The 22,665-nt window shown below is 59.7% G+C and carries 25 protein-coding genes and 3 tRNA genes; 10 read left to right on the top strand and 18 right to left on the bottom strand.

All coding sequences use genetic code 11. The annotated features are described in order from the left end of the window. Together JDEN_RS01545 and JDEN_RS01540 are read left to right on the top strand one after the other, a co-directional pair. Nucleotides 1-831: a carbohydrate ABC transporter permease gene (locus tag JDEN_RS01545; RefSeq protein ID WP_015770609.1), complete on the top strand. Its 831-nt coding sequence runs from the start codon at nucleotides 1-3 to the stop codon at nucleotides 829-831. A gap of 72 nt (nucleotides 832-903) precedes the next feature. Then, the gene (locus JDEN_RS01540) at nucleotides 904-1,917 is read left to right on the top strand and encodes a LacI family DNA-binding transcriptional regulator (RefSeq protein ID WP_015770608.1); all 1,014 of its coding nucleotides are present in this window, start codon (nucleotides 904-906) and stop codon (nucleotides 1,915-1,917) included. Here the strand turns inward: JDEN_RS01540 and JDEN_RS01535 are convergent. Further along, nucleotides 1,914-2,822 (bottom strand): VOC family protein, encoded by a 909-nt coding sequence (locus tag JDEN_RS01535; protein ID WP_015770607.1) that lies wholly within the window; start codon nucleotides 2,820-2,822, stop codon nucleotides 1,914-1,916. The two genes, JDEN_RS01540 and JDEN_RS01535, sit on opposite strands and share 4 nt — an antisense overlap. 35 nt (nucleotides 2,823-2,857) lie before the next feature. Further along, nucleotides 2,858-3,652, bottom strand: coding sequence for a DUF2510 domain-containing protein (locus tag JDEN_RS01530; protein ID WP_015770606.1), 795 nt, complete (start codon nucleotides 3,650-3,652; stop codon nucleotides 2,858-2,860). 57 nt (nucleotides 3,653-3,709) lie between these two features. On the opposite strand from JDEN_RS01530, the gene JDEN_RS01525 reads away from it, so the two are divergent. Further along, nucleotides 3,710-3,982 (top strand): hypothetical protein, encoded by a 273-nt coding sequence (locus tag JDEN_RS01525; protein WP_143713218.1) that lies wholly within the window; start codon nucleotides 3,710-3,712, stop codon nucleotides 3,980-3,982. Between the two features lie 40 nt (nucleotides 3,983-4,022). On the opposite strand, the gene JDEN_RS01520 is transcribed toward JDEN_RS01525, so the two are convergent. Beyond that, a complete protein-coding gene (locus JDEN_RS01520) occupies nucleotides 4,023-5,366 on the bottom strand; it encodes an MFS transporter (protein WP_015770604.1) in 1,344 nt (447 codons plus the stop codon). 245 nt (nucleotides 5,367-5,611) lie between these two features. Between JDEN_RS01520 and JDEN_RS01515 the strand changes: the two genes are divergently transcribed. The 3 genes from JDEN_RS01515 to JDEN_RS01505 all read left to right on the top strand — a co-directional run bounded on the left by JDEN_RS01515 (nucleotide 5,612) and on the right by JDEN_RS01505 (nucleotide 7,274). Continuing rightward, nucleotides 5,612-6,292: a GNAT family N-acetyltransferase gene (locus JDEN_RS01515; RefSeq protein WP_015770603.1), complete on the top strand. Its 681-nt coding sequence runs from the start codon at nucleotides 5,612-5,614 to the stop codon at nucleotides 6,290-6,292. Between the two features lie 195 nt (nucleotides 6,293-6,487). Continuing rightward, the gene (locus JDEN_RS01510; protein WP_015770602.1) at nucleotides 6,488-6,691 is read left to right on the top strand and encodes a cold-shock protein; all 204 of its coding nucleotides are present in this window, start codon (nucleotides 6,488-6,490) and stop codon (nucleotides 6,689-6,691) included. 343 nt (nucleotides 6,692-7,034) lie between these two features. After that, nucleotides 7,035-7,274, top strand: coding sequence for a hypothetical protein (locus JDEN_RS01505; RefSeq protein WP_015770601.1), 240 nt, complete (start codon nucleotides 7,035-7,037; stop codon nucleotides 7,272-7,274). 9 nt (nucleotides 7,275-7,283) lie between these two features. On the opposite strand, the gene JDEN_RS01500 is transcribed toward JDEN_RS01505, so the two are convergent. The 3 genes from JDEN_RS01500 to JDEN_RS01490 are packed head-to-tail and all read right to left on the bottom strand — an operon-like array spanning nucleotide 7,284 to nucleotide 9,818. Next, nucleotides 7,284-8,183 carry a metal ABC transporter permease gene (locus JDEN_RS01500; protein WP_015770600.1) on the bottom strand — a complete coding sequence of 300 codons (900 nt, stop codon included), beginning with the start codon at nucleotides 8,181-8,183 and terminating at the stop codon, nucleotides 7,284-7,286. Further along, nucleotides 8,176-8,937 carry a metal ABC transporter ATP-binding protein gene (locus tag JDEN_RS01495; RefSeq protein WP_041287770.1) on the bottom strand — a complete coding sequence of 254 codons (762 nt, stop codon included), beginning with the start codon at nucleotides 8,935-8,937 and terminating at the stop codon, nucleotides 8,176-8,178. Before JDEN_RS01495 ends, JDEN_RS01500 begins: the two co-directional genes overlap by 8 nt. Before the next feature lie 20 nt (nucleotides 8,938-8,957). Continuing rightward, a complete protein-coding gene (locus tag JDEN_RS01490) occupies nucleotides 8,958-9,818 on the bottom strand; it encodes a metal ABC transporter solute-binding protein, Zn/Mn family (protein WP_197712997.1) in 861 nt (286 codons plus the stop codon). A gap of 185 nt (nucleotides 9,819-10,003) precedes the next feature. Between JDEN_RS01490 and JDEN_RS12880 the strand changes: the two genes are divergently transcribed. Both JDEN_RS12880 and JDEN_RS01480 read left to right on the top strand, forming a co-directional pair. Continuing rightward, complete coding sequence (locus JDEN_RS12880) at nucleotides 10,004-11,542, top strand: zf-HC2 domain-containing protein (protein WP_015770597.1); 1,539 nt, start codon at nucleotides 10,004-10,006, stop codon at nucleotides 11,540-11,542. 38 nt (nucleotides 11,543-11,580) lie between these two features. Beyond that, nucleotides 11,581-12,060: an RNA polymerase sigma factor gene (locus JDEN_RS01480; protein WP_041287769.1), complete on the top strand. Its 480-nt coding sequence runs from the start codon at nucleotides 11,581-11,583 to the stop codon at nucleotides 12,058-12,060. A gap of 78 nt (nucleotides 12,061-12,138) precedes the next feature. Here the strand turns inward: JDEN_RS01480 and JDEN_RS01475 are convergent. Together JDEN_RS01475 and JDEN_RS01470 are read right to left on the bottom strand one after the other, a co-directional pair. Beyond that, nucleotides 12,139-12,214, bottom strand: a tRNA-Arg gene (locus JDEN_RS01475). Nucleotides 12,215-12,291: 77 nt separating this feature from the next. After that, nucleotides 12,292-12,852: a hypothetical protein gene (locus JDEN_RS01470; RefSeq protein ID WP_143713216.1), complete on the bottom strand. Its 561-nt coding sequence runs from the start codon at nucleotides 12,850-12,852 to the stop codon at nucleotides 12,292-12,294. A gap of 302 nt (nucleotides 12,853-13,154) precedes the next feature. On the opposite strand from JDEN_RS01470, the gene JDEN_RS01465 reads away from it, so the two are divergent. Further along, the gene (locus JDEN_RS01465; RefSeq protein WP_015770594.1) at nucleotides 13,155-14,696 is read left to right on the top strand and encodes a BCCT family transporter; all 1,542 of its coding nucleotides are present in this window, start codon (nucleotides 13,155-13,157) and stop codon (nucleotides 14,694-14,696) included. 7 nt (nucleotides 14,697-14,703) lie between these two features. Here JDEN_RS01465 and JDEN_RS01460 read toward each other — a convergent pair whose 3' ends face one another. Both JDEN_RS01460 and JDEN_RS01455 read right to left on the bottom strand, forming a co-directional pair. Further along, complete coding sequence (locus JDEN_RS01460) at nucleotides 14,704-15,417, bottom strand: DedA family protein (protein ID WP_083775084.1); 714 nt, start codon at nucleotides 15,415-15,417, stop codon at nucleotides 14,704-14,706. A gap of 83 nt (nucleotides 15,418-15,500) precedes the next feature. Then, nucleotides 15,501-15,576 (bottom strand) — tRNA-Arg (locus tag JDEN_RS01455). 205 nt (nucleotides 15,577-15,781) lie between these two features. Between JDEN_RS01455 and JDEN_RS01450 the strand changes: the two genes are divergently transcribed. Then, the gene (locus JDEN_RS01450; protein ID WP_083775182.1) at nucleotides 15,782-16,387 is read left to right on the top strand and encodes a methylated-DNA--[protein]-cysteine S-methyltransferase; all 606 of its coding nucleotides are present in this window, start codon (nucleotides 15,782-15,784) and stop codon (nucleotides 16,385-16,387) included. On the opposite strand, the gene JDEN_RS01445 is transcribed toward JDEN_RS01450, so the two are convergent. The 8 genes from JDEN_RS01445 to JDEN_RS01410 form a co-directional block, all read right to left on the bottom strand. Beyond that, the gene (locus JDEN_RS01445) at nucleotides 16,379-17,605 is read right to left on the bottom strand and encodes an MFS transporter (RefSeq protein ID WP_015770591.1); all 1,227 of its coding nucleotides are present in this window, start codon (nucleotides 17,603-17,605) and stop codon (nucleotides 16,379-16,381) included. The two genes, JDEN_RS01450 and JDEN_RS01445, sit on opposite strands and share 9 nt — an antisense overlap. A 38-nt stretch (nucleotides 17,606-17,643) precedes the next feature. Then, on the bottom strand, nucleotides 17,644-18,567 hold the full coding sequence (locus JDEN_RS01440; RefSeq protein WP_041288019.1) for an NADP-dependent oxidoreductase: 924 nt from the start codon (nucleotides 18,565-18,567) through the stop codon (nucleotides 17,644-17,646). Nucleotides 18,568-18,633: 66 nt separating this feature from the next. After that, on the bottom strand, nucleotides 18,634-19,239 hold the full coding sequence (locus JDEN_RS01435; protein WP_015770589.1) for a DUF305 domain-containing protein: 606 nt from the start codon (nucleotides 19,237-19,239) through the stop codon (nucleotides 18,634-18,636). Between the two features lie 204 nt (nucleotides 19,240-19,443). Beyond that, a tRNA-Ser gene (locus JDEN_RS01430) sits at nucleotides 19,444-19,533 on the bottom strand. A gap of 75 nt (nucleotides 19,534-19,608) precedes the next feature. After that, complete coding sequence (locus JDEN_RS01425; protein WP_015770588.1) at nucleotides 19,609-20,931, bottom strand: threonine/serine exporter family protein; 1,323 nt, start codon at nucleotides 20,929-20,931, stop codon at nucleotides 19,609-19,611. Nucleotides 20,932-21,214: 283 nt separating this feature from the next. Further along, nucleotides 21,215-21,619, bottom strand: a complete 405-nt coding sequence (locus JDEN_RS01420) for an MmcQ/YjbR family DNA-binding protein (RefSeq protein WP_015770587.1) — start codon at nucleotides 21,617-21,619, stop codon at nucleotides 21,215-21,217. A 13-nt stretch (nucleotides 21,620-21,632) separates the two neighbouring features. After that, nucleotides 21,633-21,788 (bottom strand): hypothetical protein, encoded by a 156-nt coding sequence (locus JDEN_RS13760; RefSeq protein WP_015770586.1) that lies wholly within the window; start codon nucleotides 21,786-21,788, stop codon nucleotides 21,633-21,635. Continuing rightward, on the bottom strand, nucleotides 21,788-22,516 hold the full coding sequence (locus JDEN_RS01410) for a class E sortase (protein WP_015770585.1): 729 nt from the start codon (nucleotides 22,514-22,516) through the stop codon (nucleotides 21,788-21,790). The genes JDEN_RS13760 and JDEN_RS01410 overlap by 1 nt, the downstream gene beginning before the upstream one ends. Nucleotides 22,517-22,665 lie beyond the last annotated feature (149 nt).

Genomic DNA, 22,665 nt, shown 5'->3' with positions numbered 1-22,665 from the left:
ATGAAAGAACGTCCCAGTTACCTCAGCACAGGCATTCTCCTGCTCGGCGCACTGTACTGCCTCCTGCCCGTTATTTGGGTGGTCATGGCCTCCACCAAAGGCGCCAACGAACTGTTCTCCACCTTCACGTTCGCCCCCTCCACCCACCTGTTCGACAACATCGCGGAGCTCTCCGCCTACCGTGACGGGCTGTTTTGGACCTGGATGTGGAACACAGCCCTGTACGCAGGGGTTGGTGGGGTTGCCTCCACACTGGTGTCCGCATCGGCAGGTTACGGGCTCGCCAAATACACCTTCGCGGGCAAAGGACTGATCTTTAAGGTCCTCCTCGCCGGGGTGCTTGTCCCCGCCGTGGTCCTCGCCATCCCTCAATACCTGCTGTTGGCGGAAATCAACATGACCAACACCTACTGGTCGGTGCTGCTGCCCTCGATCATTTCGCCGTACGGGATTTACCTGGCCCGCATTTACGCTGGTGCTTCTGTCCCCAACGACGTCATTGAAGCAGCCCGCACTGACGGCGCCGGTGAAGCACGCACATTCTTCACCATCGCCCTGCCCATGATGGCCCCAGCGCTCGTGACCATTTTCTTGTTCCAGTTCGTGGCGATCTGGAACAACTACATGCTGCCGTTCATCATGCTCGGTAACGACCAGCTCTACCCACTCACTGTGGGGCTTTCCGGTCTTCTCAACCAGGGGGCCAGCCAACCGGCAATGTACACCTCTGTCATCACCGGGGCTCTGCTGTCCATCATCCCGCTCATTGCGTTGTTCTTCTTGCTTCAGCGCTATTGGAAAGTGGACTTTGGTGGCGCTGTGAAGGGCTAACCCAGCCGTTGTTCACGCGCCAGCCCGCGCATCTGCCCTGTTCTGCCCTAGAGTGGCCCTGTGGAGAATGTCATGCCGTCCCCTAACGCAAAAAAGCGCCCGACTATCCGTGATGTTGCGGCTGCCGCGGGTGTGTCCCGCGGCACTGTGTCCCGCGTCATCAATGGTGGGCACTGGGTGTCCCCCGAAGCGCGGGCAAAAGTCGATGCAGCGATTAAGGCGACTGGTTACTCCATGAACCAGCATGCCCGGTCATTGGCGACGGGCCGGTCAAATTCGGTGGCGTTTCTCCTGACCGAACCGCAACACCTGCTGTTTGAAGACCCCACCTTTTCCATTCTGTTGCGTTCGTGCGCGGAACAGCTTGGGGAACGGGAAATCCCCATGCTACTCATGGTTGCAGGGACTCCCTCAGAGCGGCGGCGAAACACCGACTACATTGCTTCTGGGCACGTAGATGGTGTCATTTTGGTGTCCTCCCATGAGGACAACCCGGTGGTGGGTGACTTGTTGGCCAAGGACATTCCAGTGGTTGCCTGCGGGATGCCGCTTGGGTACGAGGACCGCATTGGGTGGGCAGCTGTTGACGAGTTGGCGTCTTCGCGCCGGATGACGCAGTACATCAAGGACCATGGCCGTTCCGTGGTCGCGACGATCACTGGTCCTTTGGATACCCCCGGTGGCCGTTTCCGGTTGGAGGGCTACCGCGATGCCATGGGTGATGAGTACACCGACGAGTTAGTGGCGTACGGTGACTACTCCCGGAAGTCAGGTCATGATGCGGTGCTGGAATTGATGGAGCGGCGTCCTGATATTGACGGGATCTTTGTGGCCTCTGACCTCATGGCGGCGGGTGCGATCACGGCGTTGAATACGTTGGGGCGCTCTGTTCCGGGCGATGTGTCGGTGGCTGGGTTTGACGATCACGCGTTGGCGGCACAGTTAGATCCGCCGCTGACCACGATGCGTCAACCTTTTGATCGGATTGCGGCGGAGGTCATCCGCCTTCTTCTCGATGTGATTGATGGGCGTGAGTACGCGGCGGTGACTGTGCCCACGCAATTGATTGAACGACAGTCGGTTTAGTTGTCCGCAGCGGTGACGGCCAACGAGTTGTTCCATGGGTCGTGAAAGATGAGTGCAGCACCGTTGTGGTGGTGGGCGACGTTGTGGAAGTTGAGCCGGTCGGTGAGCGCAGCAATGTCATCAGTGTGGGGCAGGACGAGGGAGACTTCTCCCAGTCCAAGGCTTGATGCTCGTGGGCCTGCCCCTTGTGATCGCCAGGTGTTCATCGCCATGTGGTGGTGGTAGCCGCCTGCGGCGACGAACAGGGCGCCGGGAACCTGTGCGGTGGGTTCAAACCCAAGGGCTTGGGAGTAGAACTGTGCTGCGGCGTTGGTGTCTCCGACTTGGAGGTGGACGTGGCCAACGCTTGCGGCGCTCACTGATGCGGCCTGTGGTGTGTCGCCGAGGTGTTCAGTGATGAAGGTGTTGGGGTCCAGCCACAGGGTGTCCATGACGACGTGTCCTTGTGGTGTCCAGCGCCAGGTGTCGCGGGGACGGTCCCAGTAGAGTTCGATCCCGTTGCCTTCTGGGTCGTTGAGGTAGAACGCTTGGGAGACGAGGTGGTCAGCGGACCCGGTGAACAGGTGTGGTGCGGATTGCGCTACGCGTAGCAACGTGACGGCGAGGTCGTGTTGGGTGGGGTAGAGGATCGCGGTGTGGAAGAGTCCGGCTTGCCCTGGGTGTGCGGCGGGTAGGTCGGGGGTGTGTCGCAGGACGACGATGGGTGTGGTTTCGTGTCCGAGGGTGTACACGCCTGGGCGTTGGTCACGCGCCGTGGAGGTGCTGTTGTCACTGTGGAGGACGGTGAGCCCGATGACGTGGGTGTAGAAGGTGACCATGGCGTCCACGTCCCGCACGTGCAGGGTGACGGCGTCCATGGTGGTGGCTGCGGGCAGGAGGTTTGGGGATGGGGTGGTGGTGGGCATGGTTCTATCCCACCACCAAATACTTGAAGCGTCAACTAGTTGCGTGGTGTGATTAACACCCACATGTCACCAGCCGAGTCCACATTCAACTCAAACTCCGCTCGCCCTGTGGCGCCATCGGTGTACTCCGCATCACCCGAACACACCAACACCGGCTCATAGGTGTCCACCTCTGAGGGGATCTCAAACGAATCGCGCGCATCCTGCACCAACGCAGGCGAGGAGGCAGCAACCACATCGTTGCCATCGGTGTCCTGGAACGGGCCAAGCTCAGACACATCCGCGAACAACCCATCACAGGTATAGGTCGATTCCAGCGGGAGCGATTGCGCATCGGCAGTAAAGTCGCCCGCATCCACATACCCACTATCCGGCGTCGCAGCAGACCCATCCGCGCCGTCGTCACCCAGCATTGCGCCCCCACCCAGCGCAAGAACCACACTCGCGGCGCCCGCAAGAAGCACCACAGGCCACACCCAGCCAGGAGTTTTCCCCACGTCAGCGCCATCACCTGTGCGGCCCGCTTCAAATTCTGCATAGCCACGGTAGGGCTGACTCCCCACCGTGTTCACAACCTGATGGTTGCGCGGGTACAGGTCAGCGTCAGGTGTCTGCCCTACCGACGAGGGCGGAGCAGGCGGGGCGGAGGCTCCAGCCGGCTCCTGGGCGCGCCCAGCCATGATGGCGTGCCCGCGAGCAATCACCTCATCGGGCAGTTTCCCATCCGTGGGGGTTGGCGCGCTCTCAGCAGTCCACTGGTCGCCATCATAGAACCTGATCATCGTGGGGTTCTGGGGGTCGGGGTACCAGCCGGGGGCGGTGGTGCTCATCCTGCGCTTCTTCCTCTAGTGATCGCTATCCCCACCATCGTACGGGTGAACCGCTTGATGTCACGCGTGCTGGCCTTTAAGTTGGCGCAACGCCGCGCCGACATTGTGGGTGTGACCGTTGAACCTGAGACCCCCAAGACGCGGCAGGACAGTGCGCAGCCCCCGCCGGCTGATTCTGCCGATTCGCCTCTCATCGCGGTAGAGGACGTTGATAGTTTGCCACGTGTACACCCGCTCAAACGTGAGGTGCACTTGAGTTACCCCATTTTAGTGTTGCTTCTGGCAACGATCGGATTTTTCGTGTGGGCGAAACTTGTTGTTGCCGTCTAGCGTGGGGCGCATGGTGCACTGACTACCGATGCGCAGCGCACTAGTGTTTACGGGTGCGGTACACATCCCACGCTTCACGCACACGCGGTACTGTAATTCCGCGTTGTGCATATTCGCGTCTGGTGGCGCGACGCATCACAATGACCCCAATGGTGGCGGCAATGAAAGGCACCGCCAGGACACTGAACGCGACACGGAAGTCCGCGAGCGTATAGTCACCAGCGGGAGCGACAAGGTCAAGTGCCACGCCAACAGCAAAGATGCACAGGAAACCGCCCACAAACCCGCCCATGTTTGCAAGACCTGACCCAACCCCAAGACGTTCCACCGGGTTGGAGGTGCGTGCATAGTCCAGGCCAATCAGTGAGGCCGGACCACCCACAGCCAACGTCACCACGAACAGGACAAGGTGCCAAAGAGGGCGCGGTGTCGTGGGAATGAGCACAGATAACCATGCGACAACAAGCGCACCAGTCACCGCAAAAACAAGCCATGACCGCCGCAACGGGTGACGGGCACAGTATTCACCAATCAGCGGACCAGACACCATGGCAACCAGCGTCATCACAGTGAAGAGGGTGGAAGCTTGTGTTTGGCTGAGTTCCTGGCCACGCAAAAGGAACGGGTACCCCCACAAGAAAATGAACACGTTAAAACTGAACGCGGTGACCATGTGGGTCCAGAAACCCAACCACGAACCCGCAGTACGAAACGCCCCGCGAACAGGGCGCACATCGGGAGATGCGGGAACAAAGTCAATGGGACGTAACCGCACTCCGGCTGCTGTGGTTGGCGGCTGCGCGGGAGCATCACGTACCCACGTGAGAACCCACGTGAACGCAGCAAACCCCACAATACCGAGGACAGAAAACGCGACCGGCCAAGACGTTCCATGAAGAAGAACCACAAACGGCACCGCGGAAATAATCTGGCCCAGTTGCGCGATCTGCCCAGTGATTTGGCCAAGCAACGGGGCACGGCGCGGTGGGAACCATGCAGCAATAATCTTCAATACGGACACAAACGTGGTGGCATCCCCAGCCCCGATGAGAACTCGCGCAGCCAATGCCACAGGAACTGACTCGGCAAAGGCCATCCCGAACTGGCCTAACCCCATGAGCAACGCGCCCACTGCAATCAACCGGCGTGCACCAAGCTTGTCTAACGCCATACCCACCGGGATTTGCGCACCCGCATACACGAGTAATTGCACAACAATGAACATCGACAGCGTCGTTGCAGGAACATCAAAACGCGCCGCGGCCTCCAAACCAGCAACACCGAGCGAGGTGCGGTGCACCACCGCTGCAATGTACGCGGCGGTTGCCGCACCCCACACAACGTAGGCGCGGCGCAGTGAATACGCAGGGGCTGACACAGCCATAACCACTCCCTTTCCACCACATCATAAAGGAGCACGCCGCAAAGTCGGGCCGAAAGTCCCGGCCACGTCGCCATGTGGTCTGACAACATAATTGTTGTCAACAAGTTCTGACGTGGGGATGAGGCCAACACCGTTTTTGACCCCTCTGTACGGTGTGTGGACGTCCTCAGCGGCGGGAGGAAGCGCGGGCTCCTCCCGCCATTTTTATGCCCGCAACCAGGCGCACGGTGAGTAGGGTGAGGCACATGAGTTCCTTGACTGTGCGCCCCTACCAACCTGGCCCCACCGAAGACGCTGCCCTTCGCGACATCTGCCTGCGCACAGGCGACAACGGCACCGATGCCTCCAGCCTGTACGCGCTGCCATGGCTACTCGCCGCCGTCTACCTTGACCCCTATCTCAAATTTCACCCGCACCATTGCATTGTCATCGCAGATGGCGACACACCCGTGGGATACGCGGTCGGCACCCCCGACACCACGGCCTTCACGTCACGCCTCACCGAGCACTGGTGGCCGCAGGTTCTCAACCGCGTCGCCCAGGTGCAGAACACCGGCACACACCTACTCCCGGCCGACCACGCTCTGGTCACCACAATCCACCAATGGGCACTACCACCAGCCAGCGTTATCTCCTCATACCCCGCTCACCTGCACATAGACCTTCTTGACGCCGCGCAAGGAGGAGGTTGGGGGCGACGCGCCATCAATGAATTGCTCACCACAATGCGCCAAGCTCACGTCCCCGGCATTCACCTGGGTGTCTCCGCTGCAAACACTCGAGCACAGGGTTTCTACACGCACATCGGCTTTACCGTCGTTGCCTTCGCACCATGGGGATCGTTCATGGGAATGTCACTAACCACACCCCCTGAGGCAACTCCCGCGGCACTTCACAGTCAGGTTCACGGAAAAACTTCACTGTGACCTAACCACTTTCCCTAGCACTCCACGACATTCACCTATAGAGTGGGGAACGAAGTTGCAGTGCCTCGCACGTCTGCAGGACTCCCAGTTCGCTGGGACTGTTTGTTCTTGATCTCAAGAGCTGGACGACGAACACCGTGACGACCCTGGCCTCCACCTGGAGGGCGTCAATCCATCTCTTGAAGGAGAACAAAAATGGCATTTGGAACCGTGAAGTGGTTCAACGCTGAAAAAGGCTTCGGCTTCATCGCGCCTGAGGACGGCTCTGCTGACGTCTTCGCGCACTACTCAGCTATCCAGACCAACGGCTACCGCACCCTTGAGGAAAACCAGCGCGTCGAGTTCGACGTAGCGCAGGGCCCCAAGGGTCTGCAGGCGGAGAACATCCGCCCAGCCTGATCTGACGATCATGCCGAAAGGCCGGTCCCACCACTTGGTGGGGCCGGCCTTTCGCTTGTTGCACTCGTCGTTCCTGACGCAGTTCGCGTATTTTTGTCAGAAAGTTTTCCACCCGCATCTCGAAAGCATGGGAAGCACTCACCATTAAAAACGGTGATCGAGCGAAAAACCGGGGCACACTGGGTGAAAAAAGATGGACAACCTTACTGGTCAGATTTGGTTTCTTACCAGGTGGCAAGTAATCTGGGCCTCAGTACCCACCAGGCAACTGGTGGTTGAAAATCAAATTCTTCACCCCTGAAGACCTTGAGCACAACGCCTTTCCCTTCTACGGTTGAGAACGATGAGAACCCATACCACAGGCGACATTGCCCCGCGCGGGAAGACCTGGCTTCCGCTCGGTGGCCGCTTTGCAGGACGAGACAAACTCGTCAACCTGCAGACCACCGACCGGTTTCTCTCCCCGACCGCGCTCTACACCCCTGACACCGTCGTGCGCGTCACCCTAGACACGGAATTCGCACCCCGCCGCACCGAGGACTCCGCCACTCCCCTCCCGCAGCGCCGCGCAGCCCGCGCCTAACCGCATCGACTATTGCTGTGACCGCACCGCCACAGACACAGCAGCACGGCCCGCCGCTCCCACCGGGTTGCGACGTCGCGCACTGATGCGCGCCCGCAGGAACTGCCGCGGGCCCGCAACCCACGCGACCGCACAGTGGGCACTGAGCAACAGCACAATAGCGGCACCCGAGGACACATCCCACCAATAACTGGCATACAACCCCAACACCCCGCTACTGACCGCCACCACAGGGGCGATCCACAACATGTGATGAAAACGGCGAGTCCACAACAACGCAGTCGCCCCCGGGGTAATCAGTAACGCCACGACAAGGACCACCCCCACAGCCTGCACCCCCGCCACTGTCGTCAGCGCAAGCATGAGCAACACAACCCACCGAACTACCCGAACATTCACACCCACAGCGGCAGCAAACCCCGGGTCAAACGCCCACAACGTCACCGTACGGCGTGCCCCCACCAGTAGAACCGCAACCACCAGCGCGATCACCACCACCTGAACCGCATCACTTCGCGTCATGCCAAGGATGTTGCCGAACAACACATGATGCACATCCACCTGCGACGGGTAAAGCGACAACAGCACAACACCCACAGCAAACAACGCGGTAAACACCGTCCCCATCACCGTGTCCTCTTTCAACACCGTGGTCGAGCGCACCGAACCAATCAACACCACAGCAAGAAACGCGAACACCAACGCCCCCACCACGTAAGGGACCCCCACCAGGTAGGCAAGCACAATCCCCGGGAGCACCGCATGCGAAATCGCGTCACCCATCAAGGACCAGCCCACATGAATCAACCAACAGGACAACAAGGCGCACACCACACCCGCAGCAACCGCCACCACAAAAGCGCGCTGCATAAACTCATAAGCTAACGGTTCACCAAGAAACTCAAGCATCAACGCCTCCACGATGCGTAGGAAAAAACAACGACGACACGCGCCTGGGATCTAGCACGTCACGCGGGACACCATCAGCGCGCACCCGCCCACCACCAAACACCAGCACCCGGTCACACAACCGTGCAGCTGCCTCAAGATCGTGCACCGACACCAGCACATCACCACCCTGAGCAGCGAAGTCACGAAGAACACCATGAATGACCTGTTCACTAGCCATATCAACCCCAGCGAACGGTTCATCAAGGATCATGAGTGGGGCGCGCTGCGCCAAAGCACGCGCCACAAACACGCGCTTACGTTGCCCGCCGGACAACTCACCCAAGGGGCGGTCCCGCAACTGGCTTAACCCCACATCGTCAAGCGCGTTGTTCACAATGTCCCGGTCAACCCGTGACGTGCGCTGATACCAGCGCACATGCGGGTGACGCCCCTGAAGAACCACATCACGAACGAGCAACGGAAAGTCACTGTCCACGGCGTCATGCTGCGGCATCCACGCGACGACACCCGCCCGCCGGGCCTGCGCTGACGGGCGTCCACCGATGAGCACTGTCCCGGTGACCCGTGCCGTCCCACCGTGTGGCACCGCACCAACAAGCGCCGCGAAAAACGAGGATTTCCCCGCACCATTGACACCCAGCACCCCAGTGATTGCACCCCGAGCTGGATCAGCATCTCCCAGCGTGACGCTCACCCCCGATAGTGCGTTCACCTGCCCATAGGTGACGCAAAGGCCTGTTGTATGAATCATGGGTTGACGCGGCGTATATATCATGATGTTGCCAATCCTTGTGTGATGACCGTTGCGTTGTAGCTGAGTAAATCAAGGTAGGTGGGGGCAGGTCCTGCCGCGTCTGTCAGCGAATCAACGTAGAGCACACCCCCAAACGATGCACCTGTGTCTTCGGTGACCAGGCGCATTGGTTTATCACCCACTGTTGATTCGCAAAACACTGTGGGAACCCCCTGGTCACGCACTGTGTCAATGACGGCGGCAACCCGCCGTGGGGTTGCTTCGCGTTCGGCGTTGACCGGCCACAGCCACGCTTCAGTGAACCCAAGTTCTGCGGTGAGGTAACTGAACGCCCCTTCACACGTCACCACCGTGCGGTTCTCCGGTGGGATCGTTTCGGTGAGTTCACGGATCTGCTCAAACCGTGTGTCGATGCGGTCGCTGTAGGCGCGACCACGTTCGGCGAACTCGGCGGCGTGCTCTGGCGCAATATCACTGAGCACTCTCACAATGTTCGCAATGTAAATGTGGGCGTTCTCCGCAGAAAGCCACGCATGTGGGTTGGGCACCCCCTCGTACTCTCCTGCGGCGATCGGGATGGGGGTGATTCCCTCCGTCACGGTGATGCGCGCACTGGACACGGAGTTTGTCATTGTGCTGAGCCACGAGTCCAGCCCAAGCCCATGCTCCACGATGAGGTCAGAATGTTGCGCAGTGACGATGTCGGTGGGCGTGGGTTCGTAGGAGTGGATGTCTGCGCCTGGTGGGGTCAATGACGTAACAGTCACGTGCTCTCCTCCAATGGCGGCGACCATGTCAGCGGTGATGGTGAATGTGGTGGTCACCCGAATGTCTGGGGTGGCTTCTTGTCCCTGTTCAGGGGCGGTTTGCTGATGCACGGGCTGGGTTGAACTCCCCGTGCAGCCGCTGCTGAGGAGGACTATCACGATCACACTGAGGAGTGTTTTCGCAGGTCGATAGCTTTTCACAGATGAACACCCCTTAATGGTCAATAAAAGTTCGGCAGTCCGAACAATTTAGTTCTCATAGCCAGAATGTGCAACTGTGCGAGAGACTGTCCCACGTGACCACATCCGACGCACTCCTCCTCCGCCGCGCTGCCCGCGGCCATGCCGGTGCTTTCGAAACCCTGTGGTCACGCCACGCAGACGCCGTCCGCAACACGGCACACGCCATCGACGCAAGCTGTGACCCCGAAGACGTCACCCAAGAATGCTTCACCCAACTTTTCGCCGCACTCAAAAACGGCGACCACATTGACGGTCCCCTCCGCCCCTACCTGTACGTCCTCACCCGCCACATCATCACTGCATGGCAAGACCCCACAGCCCCCACACTTACCCCGCACCTGCCCGACATCTGGGAAGACACCCCCGACACCATCCACCACAGCGAACACGTCACCACCGCTTTTCGCGCCCTGCCACCCGAATGGCGTTCTGTCCTGTGGTACACCGAAGTTGAAGGGATGCAACCCTCCGACCTCGCCCCCATCCTTGGCATCTCCGCCAACGCTGTCGCCGCACTCGCCTACCGCGCCCGCGAAGGACTGCGCAACGCCTGGCTTCAAGCACACGTCACCGCCCACCCCAGCGACAACGAATGCGCCTGGGTGACCGAACGTCTCGCCCAACACGCCCGCGGCACACTCAGCCCCCGTCAAACCCAGCGCATGCAACGCCACCTTCACCACTGCGGCACCTGCCCCCGCGCCCTCGCTGACGTGCAATCAGTGGCTGCGCGACTCCGCAGTTCACTGGCCCCACTGTTCCTCGTACCCGTTGGTGTAGGGGCACTATCCACAACAACCGATGCGGCCCTCACCTCCCCCCTCCACGCAGCATGGTCCGCAACCACCGTCAAGATCGCTGCCATCGCTCCCGTCAAGTTCGTTGGGGCACTCGCCGTCACCGGACTCATCGGAGTGGGGTTGTCATCTGGTCTTCTCCTCGCCCAGGCTTGGGCACAGCCCGCCGACAACGGACCCGCGCCCTTAGCTGGCATCGACAGTACCCGCCCAGACTTCGGCGCCCAGCAATACTCGGCAACCTCTCAGTACCAGCAAACCGGGAGCGAACCAGACGAGGCGGCAGGACTGTTTGGTGCATCGGCAAACTCCACACAGCAACCCAACGACACTGAACACGCAGACACGACCACTGTCAACGACCCCGCAACCACTACAGCCGACACAGCAACAGACAACAACACAGCGCGTCAAGAAACGCCACGCACCCCCGCCACACAATCCACACCCACACAACAACAAAGCGAACCCGACGCCTCCTCCAACGAGGCGGCGTCCCACACCGAACAGCCCGAAGAAACACCCTCACTCCAACAAACCCACGCATCCAAAAACCCCATTTTCTTTTCTGGCCGCGCCCCCTGGTGGGCTCACATCACCGTCTTGGATGACACTGGAACCGAAGTGGGACGAATCAAAGCTGGAGCAGACGGCAACTGGGGGCTGTCAATTAGTGATACGTACAGCGACAGCGGGCGCACACACATGACGTACCGCATATACGCATCGAAAGACGACTACTCCACCGCTGGAGAACCTTTCGCGGTCACCACCGTCACTGTCCCCACCGAGTAACGCCAACCAGTGACACGACGCTGAGGGAACACACCGTCATGACCCTATCTCCGTACCTGTTCCCTACCGTCGCCGCCCGCACCATCAGCGCACGCGCCTACGACACCCTGACAGCTGAAGCCCGCTCGCTCCTGTGGTACCACGACATTGAACGCCTCCCCGCCCAGAACGTCGCTGAACTGTGCGGCATCACCGCAGACACGCTGTGTACCCACCTCGCTACCGCACGCGAAGCCTTCATGACGTCATGGCTTGGTCTCCTCACCCAAACCATGAACGACCACACCCGCTGCAGCACGGTCATCGCTGCCCTTCCCCGACGTTGCCTAGGGCGGCTCACCCAACCCCAATGCGACGACCTCGACACTCACCTCACCACCTGCGGCCGATGCGCCTTACTTGCGGAGGAAATCACCACCGTGTGCGACCACCTCGGAGTTGCGCTCCTCCCCTTGGTGCTTGGCACCACCGCATGGAATTGGACTCCACACGTCACCCTGCACCCGCACAGGGGGTAAGCCCACATGAAGGCTACTGTGCTCTGGGGGAATGGCAGGCGGGCCCGGTCTGTTGACCGGGCCCGCCTGTTTTTACGATGGTGCGCTCGGAGGGATTCGAACCCCCAACCTTCTGATCCGTAGTCAGATGCTCTATCCGTTGAGCTACGAACGCGCTATGCACCAGTGTAGCAATGAGGGGGTGGAGCACGAAACGCTCCACCCCCTCAGGTACACGCGTGATTGGTCACATCACTGAGCGTTTTGCTCGGTGACGAACCATGCGTCTGCTCCACCCATAGCGTTCGCGACGTAGTCGTCAGCGATTTGCTGGGCTTCCGCGAGTGCGTCAGCGGAGTCGCAGGCAGCTGGTTCTGGTGCACTTGTGGACTGTGCGGCAAATGCCCACGTCACGGTTGGTTCACCGTCACAGTCGGTGACAACCTTGATCACTCCGCCGATGTACTTACCGGTTTCACCACCCACTGTTGCGGACAGTCCCTTGAATGCTGCGTAGTTGTCGACGTCAGCACTGACCGTTCCCGCCTCAACGGCTTCGGTGTATGCCTTTGCGTCTGGTTCGAAGAGGGTGGCGTCAAAGCGTGACTGGATGTCAGCGGCCACGTCTTCTGGGAGTGGTTCGAGTCGGTTCACCTCTGTGGTTTCACCGGAGGTGAAGTTGTAGGTAAAGACGTCAGGATCTGCTGACGCTGAGGGGGTTGTTGCGGTGTCTTCAGCTGGCTTTTCGTCGCTCGAGCAGGCGCCGAGGAAGAGGAGTGAGGACGCAACGATGAGAGCGGATACGCGCTTCAAATGTGTCACCTTCTTGTTGGGTGGATTGATCAAGATGCGCTTGTGGCACACTCCCGTGGCATGCGAATCATCGCGAGACATGGGATCACTTCACTATAGTCCGAAATCCGATACGCCCGTCCAGGACTTTATGGCTGAGAACTCCCCACCTCACCTGTACAAAGAGCGGAAAGGACGAAAATCACCTGCCACAAAGTCTTATGTGATGCCGGTCTCGTTTTCTGAGATTTTGTTGAGCGTTCATCTATCGCTCGGCATTGTGGTCACCATTTGGCAAAACCGAGACGCCAATTAGTCAAGAAATGGTAACGGTAGAACAATGGCGAAATAGCAAGGTCGCAAAGCTAGCGACAATCCCCCGCATACCAGCCCGGGAAAAGACCGGGGTGTCATTCCCCACAAACTGGTCCGTCTTTGTGATTGCGATCGCAGCCACCGCCTCAGTTCTCATCTGGGCAAACATCGCCCCAGACACAATCTCCACCACCGGTGGAGCAATCGCCTACAGCTCCTACCGCCGTGGCCGCGCCCCATTAATTTCCGCCCTGTTTGAACCCGTGTTCCCCAACGCATCCAACCGGTTCGCCGGGCGCCTCATTGACGTGTTCGCGATCATTGTGACCCTCTTTGGAACCGCGATCTCCCTCGGCATTGGAGCGCTCCAAATCCAATCCGGATTCACACTCGTGTCCGGTTTCAGCCCCGAAGGCAACATGTTCCTCATCGGGGCGCTCGCTGTTCTCACCTCACTGTTCATCGCATCGGCAGTGTCCGGTGTGAAAAAAGGTATCCGCGCACTGTCCAACATCAATATGGGGCTGACCATCGCGCTGGCACTGTTCATGCTCATCGCCGGGCCAACGGTGTTCCTGCTCAACCTCGTTCCCGCATCAGTGTTCTCGTTCTTCACCGAACTCGGTCTCATGCTGACCCGTAACCCCAACCAAGGACAAGAAGCACACGACTTCCTTTCCGCATGGACCACGTTCTACTGGGCGTGGTGGGTGTCGTGGACCCCATTCGTGAGGATGTTCATTGCAAAAATTTCCCGCGGGCGTACCTTGCGTCAATACGTGACGACAGTCGTGCTCGTCCCTGCTGCGATTTCCATGGTGTGGTTTGCCATTTACGGTGGGACAGCAATCTCCATGACACTTGACGGCAACGAACTCATGACCGGTGGTTCCGGTGAGGAAGTGCTGTTCAACATGTTGAGTAACCTGCCCTTTGGGTTGCTCACCTCAATCATCGCCATGATCGCGATCATCATTTTCTTCATCACTGCAGCGGATTCCGCGTCCATTGTGATGGCATCGATGTCGCAATCGGGCCGCCCCAACCCGTCAAAACCGGTGACCATCACGTGGGGTTTGCTTCTCGGGCTTATCGCCACCTCGTTACTGCTTGCGGGGGGAAATAACGCACTGTCCGGGCTGCAATCCATCATGGTGGTCACCGCGCTACCGTTCGCATTCGTCACGATCGGTGTGATGATTACGTGGGCCAAAGATCTGCGCACCGACCCGTTCATTATTCGACGCACCTACGCCCAAGAAGCCATCGCACAAGGTGTGCGGCGTGGGATCGACGAGCATGGTGACGCGTTCGTGTTCTCCGTCAACGAGGTTCCTGAGGCCGAAGGGGCCGGAGCGAACTTCCCCTCAGATGACCCGGCCCTCACCGAGTGGTACGTGGAAGCAACCGCGGACGCAGACCCCGACTCCTCCGTTCTCACCGAGTCAGGGCCTCATGTGCCGGTGTCCCCCAGTACCGCACCGGGGAACACTGCCCCCAGTGCTGCTACTGCCGATGCGTCCAGCCCAGCTAGGCGGGCACCACGCTGACGCTGAGTCACAGTGAGGGAGGTTCCTTGCGGGCGCGCAGCAGGCGTCCCGCAAGGAACCACACCACCACACCCACCATGATGACCACGACCGCAGTGGACAACACTCCACTCCACCGTTCCAAGACTGGGCGGATGGCCGGTCCAAACGCGAACCCAAGCCCAAGCCAGATCCCGTTCCACAGGGCCGAACCGGCCACAGTGTAGAGCGTGAAAAGCCCAAAGTTCATCCGTTCAATACCCGCAGGGATGGACACAAAGGAACGCACCAAGGGCACGCATCGGCCAACGAACACCGCGACCCCGCCCCACTTGGCAAAAAACGCCTCCGCTTTGTCGAAGTCCTCACCGTCCATTAAGGGAATACGGTCCACAAAGCGGCGGGTGCGTGCCCGACCCAACGCCGCGCCGATTCCGTACCACATCCATGCTCCAACAAGTGCGCCCAGCGTCGCCGCAAGCCAAGCCAACCACGCGTTCATTCTGCCGTCGTAGGCGAGAAACCCAGCCCCAGGAAGAACGGCCTCTGACGGGATTGGAGGCACGAATGTCTCCATCAACACAGCCAAGCCCACCCCAACTTCACCAAGTGAATCCATGAGGCCAAGAACCCACCCGATGAAACCGTCATACTCGGGGACCGAGGCGTCAACCGTGGCGACAATGGCCCGAATAGGTGCGGGGAACGTAGCGGGCGAGGGGACAACAGCAAGGACGCTCATGGGCACACGGTACTTGATTCCACGAAAGGACGCGGGAACAAAAAATCCCTCAGCAGGATGCTGAGGGATAATGACCGACGTCGTGGTGCGCTCGGAGGGATTCGAACCCCCAACCTTCTGATCCGTAGTCAGATGCTCTATCCGTTGAGCTACGAACGCGTGGTCGTGTGACCAGAGAAAACACTACCGTGTTCGACGGCGAACGCCAAACTCATTCGAGGTGATGCGCACCACTGCCGTAAATATGCTGGTGAGCGTTGTCCACAGGGCGCGATGGTTGTGCGGCACCCAACTCACACGCCTGTTCACACAACTCTCAGCAACATGTCAGAACCCGCACGTACAGTGGCAGTACACACAACAGATGAAGGGCACAGTGATGGACTGGACAACATGCGACACACCAGTAGGACCACTCCTCATCGTAGCGACACACCACGGCGTGGCGCGCATCGCATTCATCACCAACGACGACGCCACCCGAGAACTGCACCGCACCGCAGGAATGCTCACCCTCAGTGACTACACCGTCCCTGACACTGACACGTGGCGGCAAGGAGCCGGTTACGCCCACCAAGCTGCCACTGAACTCAGCGAGTACTTCACCGGGAAGCGGCACACGTTCGATGTGCCCCTCGACCGCCGCCTATCCCGCGGTTTCCGCCTCGCTGCACTCACCTCAATCTCCACCATCCCCTACGGCACCACACAGTCTTACGGTGAGGTCGCATCAGCGATCAACAACCCCAACGCGGTGCGCGCAGTGGGCGGCGCATGCGCAACCAACCCGATCCCCATCATCGTTCCCTGCCACCGAGTCGTGCGCGCCGACCGAAGCTTAGGCGGCTACCTGGGTGGGCAAGGAACCGCGAACCTCAGCTATAAAATCACGCTGCTCGACCTGGAAAAAGCCGACCACAACGGCTCACACCTCACCCTCATTGACAGCACACCTGTGACCTCAGGGTGACACCTCAGTCACTGTGCGCGGTTGCTTTCCAGGGAACACGTGGGCAAGGACAACCGCCGCAGCACCCGCAATGGGCAACACCAGCAACCCCACACGCAAACTGAAGCCGTCCGCGAGCGCTCCCACGATAGGTGGGGACGCGAGGAACCCGAGGCGCATCAGCCACGACACGATGGTGAGGCCTGTTCCTGGTTTGAGACCGGGAAGTTCGTCGGCGGCTTGCATCGCGGCTGGTACAAGTGTTGCTGACCCGTAGCCTGCGAGTGCGAACCCGATGATGGCTGTGGTGAGGCTGGGGATAGCGAGTGCGAGGGTCATGCCGGTGACGATGAGGAGCGCTCCGGTCCGGTTGACTGTGCGCAAACCCCATGCGTCGACTGCTCGGTCTCCCAGGATGCGGCCGATGAATTGTGCGCCGATGAGTGCGATGTACCCGAGTGAGGCGGTCGCTGCTGTGGTGCCAAGGGATTCACGGAGGTAGAGGGCGGTCCAGGTGCTTCCGGTGTCTTCGACGAGGGCGCCGGTAATACCAATCGCGACGAGGGCGAGGAGGATGAGGGCGGTGTGGGTGGTGAGTTGTTGGGTGGCGGGTTGTGGTTCGGTAGGGGTGTGGTTTGTGGTGGTGGCGGTGGTGTCATTTCCTGGGAGCCTGTTGGTGTAGGCCCACAGGAAGGTGATCACAACAAGGGTTGCGGCGACGGCGATGTGGGTGGTGCGTGGGATGTTGAGGGCGATGGACGCTCCGGCGAGTGCGCCTCCGGTGACTGCGCCAATGGACCAGATGGCGTGGAAGGTGTTGATGATAGATCTGCCGTAGGCGCGTTGGACGCGTAACCCGTGTGCGTTTTGGCCGACGTCGGTGATGGCGTCGCTGGCACCGAGGATGAGGAAGATACCCATGAGTGCCCCGACGTGGTTGGCGAGTGGGACGGTGACGAGAGCGCAGGCGGCGATGATGGTGAAGAGTAGTCCGGTGCCTGCGGATCCGAGTTTTCGGATGACCGCCCCAGCGAAGGGGCCAGCGATGATCGCTCCGGTGGGGATCGCGGCGATAGCCACACCGTAGAGGGTGTTAGACAGTCCGAGTTCGGCTTTGATGCCGGGGAAGTGCGGGACAAGGGTGGCGATCATGAGCCCGTTGGTGAAGAAGAAGGCGCTGACCGCGAGGCGCGCCCTGCGGACCTCACGTGATAACCCGGTGGGGGCAGTGTTACTCATACGTATGATCCTACAGAGCGCGCCGGTCTTTTCTGGGACTATGCTGTGACGTCGACTACGACTTTCCCGCGCGTGTGCCCGTCCATGTTGTGTTGGTAGGCGGCTGGCACTTGGTCAAAGGAAAAGATCTTGTCGATGTGCGGGGTGATGATGCCTTGTGCTGCCAGGTCCGCCAGTCGTGCCGTGTCAGCGGAGTTCGGGTTGACCCACAGCCAGGTTCCGCCCAGCGCGATGACGCTGGGGTCTGCGATCGAGATGATTGATGCGCCTGTTGCCATGAGGGCAGCTGACACGTCGGTGACCCCTCCTACTGCGTCATACACCCCATCGACGCCGTCCGGCGCCAACGCGCGGACCGCATCAGCAAGCCCGTCACCGTAGGACACAGGCTCAGCGCCCATGGCGCGCAACGCGTCATGGTTCGACTCAGAGGCTGAACCAATGACACGAATACCCTGGTGGACGGCGTATTGAACCGCAACACGACCTACCCCACCTGACGCGTTGTGGATGAGGAGGGTGTCCCCCTTAGACAACCCAAGGTGGTCAACACCTTGAAGGGCGGTTTGCCCTGCCAGCGGCAATGACGCAGCCTCAACAAAACTCAACGCCTGCGGTTTTTTCGCTGCTACCCGAACCGGCACGATCGTGTATTCGGCCATGGAGCCACGGGACACAAAGTCTTGCATGTTGTCAGCGAGGATTTCATCACCCACCGCGAACTCCTGGACGCCATACCCCACAGCGTCCACCACACCGGCTACGTCCCACCCGATCGTGGCGGGGAACAGTACTGGGAGAACGTCGGAAAGCCCTCCGGCCATGATTTTCCAGTCCACCGGGTTCACGGCAGCCGCACGCACTTTGATACGGACCGTCCCCGGCCCTGGTTCAGGAAGGTCTTGGTGAGTGAGTTCAAGGTTGTCAGGTCCACCAAAAGCGGAATAAGTCCATGTTTTCATACCCACCCCCAACCGCATCTACCCCCGCGCTATTCCCCGGTCAGGCAGGAGACACCTGCGGCCGTATTATTTTGTGGCTTCAGGGCAGTGGCGTTCTGCCGGCTCGTCATAAGAGGGTACTGGTCGGGCGTCGGCCTCTTGACGAGTGGCAGCCGCCCCGTTGTGAGCGATGTCCTCGATCAGCCATTCCATTTCGAAGATTTCGCGGCGTTGAGCTTCGCTGATCTCCACGGCCAGATCACACACACGCACATCGGTGAGTTCTGCGCGTTCAGAACGGGTGATCGCTAAGGAATGGTGAGGGATCATCCCGTTCATGAAGGCCTCATCCTGAACTGTGGTTTGACTTCGATCTAAGTACGCGCCCCCACCAAGCAGGACAAGACTTGCCGCAACAATCATCACATTTGCTTTCGTGTTCCGGTACATGTTGAGCATCCAGGCGAGCATGATGAGCCCCATGGTCCCTCCCATGGTCAACGCCATGAACAACCGGCTTTCGCTGAATCGCACATGGTCCCATTCCCAGGAGCCAACAAACATGACGAAGTACATGACAACCATTCCAGTGACGATCATCGCCCCGAAACGCACATACATGGCCCACGTGTGTTGGACTTGCATGTCCTTGCTGGTGTCATTCTTGGACTTGTCGTGTTCCATCTCAGCCATAGGGTTTCTCCTTCTCAGTGGTACTGCCGGATCAGCCCAAGCAGCACGGAGAACGTGGGCGTCTTACTACCGTATGGCGCAGAAGATCTGTTCGCAGGTTCACTGGACACATCATGCGGGGCGGCATCCGCGAAAGGGATCAACAAAAAGGAAAGCCCTGCCAGCAAGAATAATTTTGCTGATCAGGGCTTGAGTGTTCCTTGGTGGCGGAGACGGAGGGATTCGAACCCTCGAGGGGGTTGCCCCCCTAACACCTTAGCAGGGTGCCCGAATCGGCCACTCTCGCACGTCTCCTCACCTGCTGTAGCAGGCGTGTCAAGACTACCGGCTTGGTGGCGCTTTTTGCAAAATGGCCACCGGCAGTCGTGGTTATTGTGTTTCGCGGCCGAGCCTCAACCAGTTGATGTCAGTGACTGACCGGGCGAGGGTGAGACCAATGGCGATGGCAATGACGATGAACACGGCCTCCACACCATAGGCGAGCGCTTGGAGCGTGTCGCCTGAGTTGAGGTAGTGAATAGCGCGGTACCCTGCGGCTCCTGGAACCATGATGACCACGGCGGGGACGGACAGGGTGAGTCGCGGTACGCGGATGCGGGGGGCAATGATGTTTGCGAGCACCCCCACGATCAGTCCGGCGAAAAATGCGGCTCCTTGGACCACAAAACCGTTGTCAACAAGGAGGAGTCGCACAACGTTGGCAACCATCCCAATGAACGCCGCCCACAGTGCGATTTTCCATGGTGAGTTGAAGATCATGGCGAACCCCCACACACCGGCAGCTGATGCGAGGCACCGGAACGCGAACAGCGCGAAGACAGACAGGGTGATGGGTTCAGTGGGGGTAGGTTCAAGCCCGAAGGTTGCGGACACAGCCCACACGGACAGGGCTGCGGAGATCATGATGAGGAGTGCGTAGGCGAGCCGGGAAAGTCCTGCGGAGAAGTCGAGGCGGGACAGGTCCAGGGACGCGGACATGAGCGGGAATCCAGGCACAAGGAACAACACGGCTGAGACGTACCCAGAGTCGTGGAGCGTTTCGACGACACCGAGTGAAAACAGCAGGTTGGATAGGGCAAGGTACACCCCGGATGCGACAGCTGCGGACATCATGGTGACTGCGAGTTGGTTGAACCCTTTGTGCAGGAAGGCGCGCCGGGTGAGTTGCCCGAGGCCAGCGGCGAGGAACACTGCGCTGATTACGACGGGGCCGCCGTTGTTGAGAAACGCGAATGCTGCACAGGCGACCGCGGCGAAGAACGCGTTGGGCCATGCTGAGTACAGCAGGCCTCGACTTTCGATGCGGTCGAGTTCCTTTTCGATGTCAGCGAGCCGCTGGTCAACGACAGGTTGTTCGGCGTGCTCACCGAGCGGGGTCAGCAATTCGCAGTAGTTTTGTAAGTGTTTGATGCGTTGCGAGTTCACCCCGATGGTTCGGGTTTGCGCGATTTCGGTGCGGTAGATTGGCCCGCGGTGGCAGGTGACCGTCACTTCGTTGACGGTGACTTGTGCTTGCACGGAGGTCATCCCCAGTGCGGCCCCCACTTGGGCCATTGCGCTTTTTACTCGGTAGCTGCCGCTCCCGGCCGTAAGGAGCATGAGACCCACACGAACGACTGTGCGCGATGCACGGATCAGTTCAACGGGTTCGTACTTGGCTTCGTCTGTAAATACCCCATCCACGTACACCATCATGCCCGGTGACGTGACAAATTGTCGGGACAACAGTCCCGTGGTGGGTGTTTTGACAAAAGAATGCGCGGAGGTGCAAGCACCTCCGCGCAGTTTCTTAGACACCGCGGCCCATGGAGACCGTGGTGGCTGCACACCACACCAACGGTATGGCAAGTGAGGAGGACTGGTGTTGTCTTCCGCGTCTGATGACTGCACCGTCCACTACGTTGAGACTATCTGCTGTTGTTACGTGGCACATGAGACTTCATACCCAGACGACCTCACCAGCCGTGAACCCCCACTATTTGCCCACGTTTTCTTCAGATGGCGGCCAACTGAGGAGTCGTTGGTCACGGCGCGGTAGGGACGCGACAACAAGATCATAGGAGTCCTCAATGAGGTCGTGAATAAGCCGGTCGTCAACTGGTTCACCGGTACGGATTGTCAGGGTGTTCCAGTGAGTTTTGTTCATGTGGTACCCGGGGGTGATCCATGGGTGAGTCCTGCGCAACTGCGTGGCAAGCGCTGGTTCACATTTGAGGTTGATGCGGGTGGTGTTCGGGGTGATCCACAACAGCGCAAACATTTTGCTGGCGCTTGTGGGTGTGGCGCGGACTTTGATGACAGTGGTGTCTTCCCCGAACGGGTGGTCTTCGTAGGTGCCGTTGTAGCTGAGACACAAGGCCAGGAGAGTGTCACTGTCCATGGTGGTTGCTTCGTTATCCGAGGTTAGGGTCGGTGCCAACGAAAGTGTCGGAGATCCATGGGTACACCCAGGTGAACAGTGCGTACACCACGAGCCCGACGAGGATGAGGGCTTCAATAATTTTGAACCAGGTGGGGCCGGGCAGAGCTTTCCAGATGAGCGCGTACATTATTGAACCCCTGGGTCGTTGAGGACTTGTTCGGGCATACCTTCAGACCGGGGCATCCACCCAACAAAGGTGGCGTGGGTGATCCACCGGTGGCTGTTACCCCACTCGCCGAGGCTCGGTGAGTGGCAGGTGGTGAAGGTGAGGATCCGTTCTTCTGGACGGGCACCGGGGTCGTTGGGTACCGGGGCAATCACATCGACTTGGTCTGGGGTGACCACGTAATCCTGGGTGACAGAGTAGACGTACCAGGTGGTTTCTGTTTCCACCACAATGTGGTCACCCGGTTCGAGGCGGTCCACGAAACGGAATGAGTTCCCGTGGGTGCGCCGATGTCCTGCGAGCGCGAAGTTGCCAAGGTTCCCTGGCATTGCTGTGCCGTCGTAGTGGCCTGCTGCGGCGTTGTCGAGGACGGCGTTTGAGGTGCCTTGTTTGATGGGCATGGTGTTGTTGGTGAGGTCGTACCATGCGGGGACGATGAGGACACCGATGGTGTCGCCGTCGGCGGGGGGCGGGTCGATGGGGGGTGGGTCTTCGGTGTTGAGTTCGCCGGGGACGCGGGGGGCTTCGTCGAGGTTTTCGTAGAAGTCGTCGACGCCTTGTTGGGCGACTGCGGCGGATTGGTTGGAGTCCCACCACACGTTCCATAGGACGTATCCGCCCAGGAGGAGACCTACTGTGATCATGAGTTCACCGAGGACTCCGATGAACCCGAGTATGAACCGTGCCACTGTGTTCCTCACCGACCTGCGCTGTGATGGGGGATTTCGTGCGCTCAGCATAACATCGGGGGGTTTTTTGGGGTTATTCTCGAGTGGTCGCGCCATGTGCCGATAGTGAGGTCAGGATAGTGAGCGCGGCGGTGCCGCTTGGGTGTTGA

This window comes from Jonesia denitrificans DSM 20603 (assembly GCF_000024065.1).
GTDB lineage: Bacteria > Actinomycetota > Actinomycetes > Actinomycetales > Cellulomonadaceae > Jonesia > Jonesia denitrificans.
The sequence above is the reverse complement of the archived record's forward strand: the minus strand, read 5'-3'. Positions and strand labels throughout refer to the sequence as shown.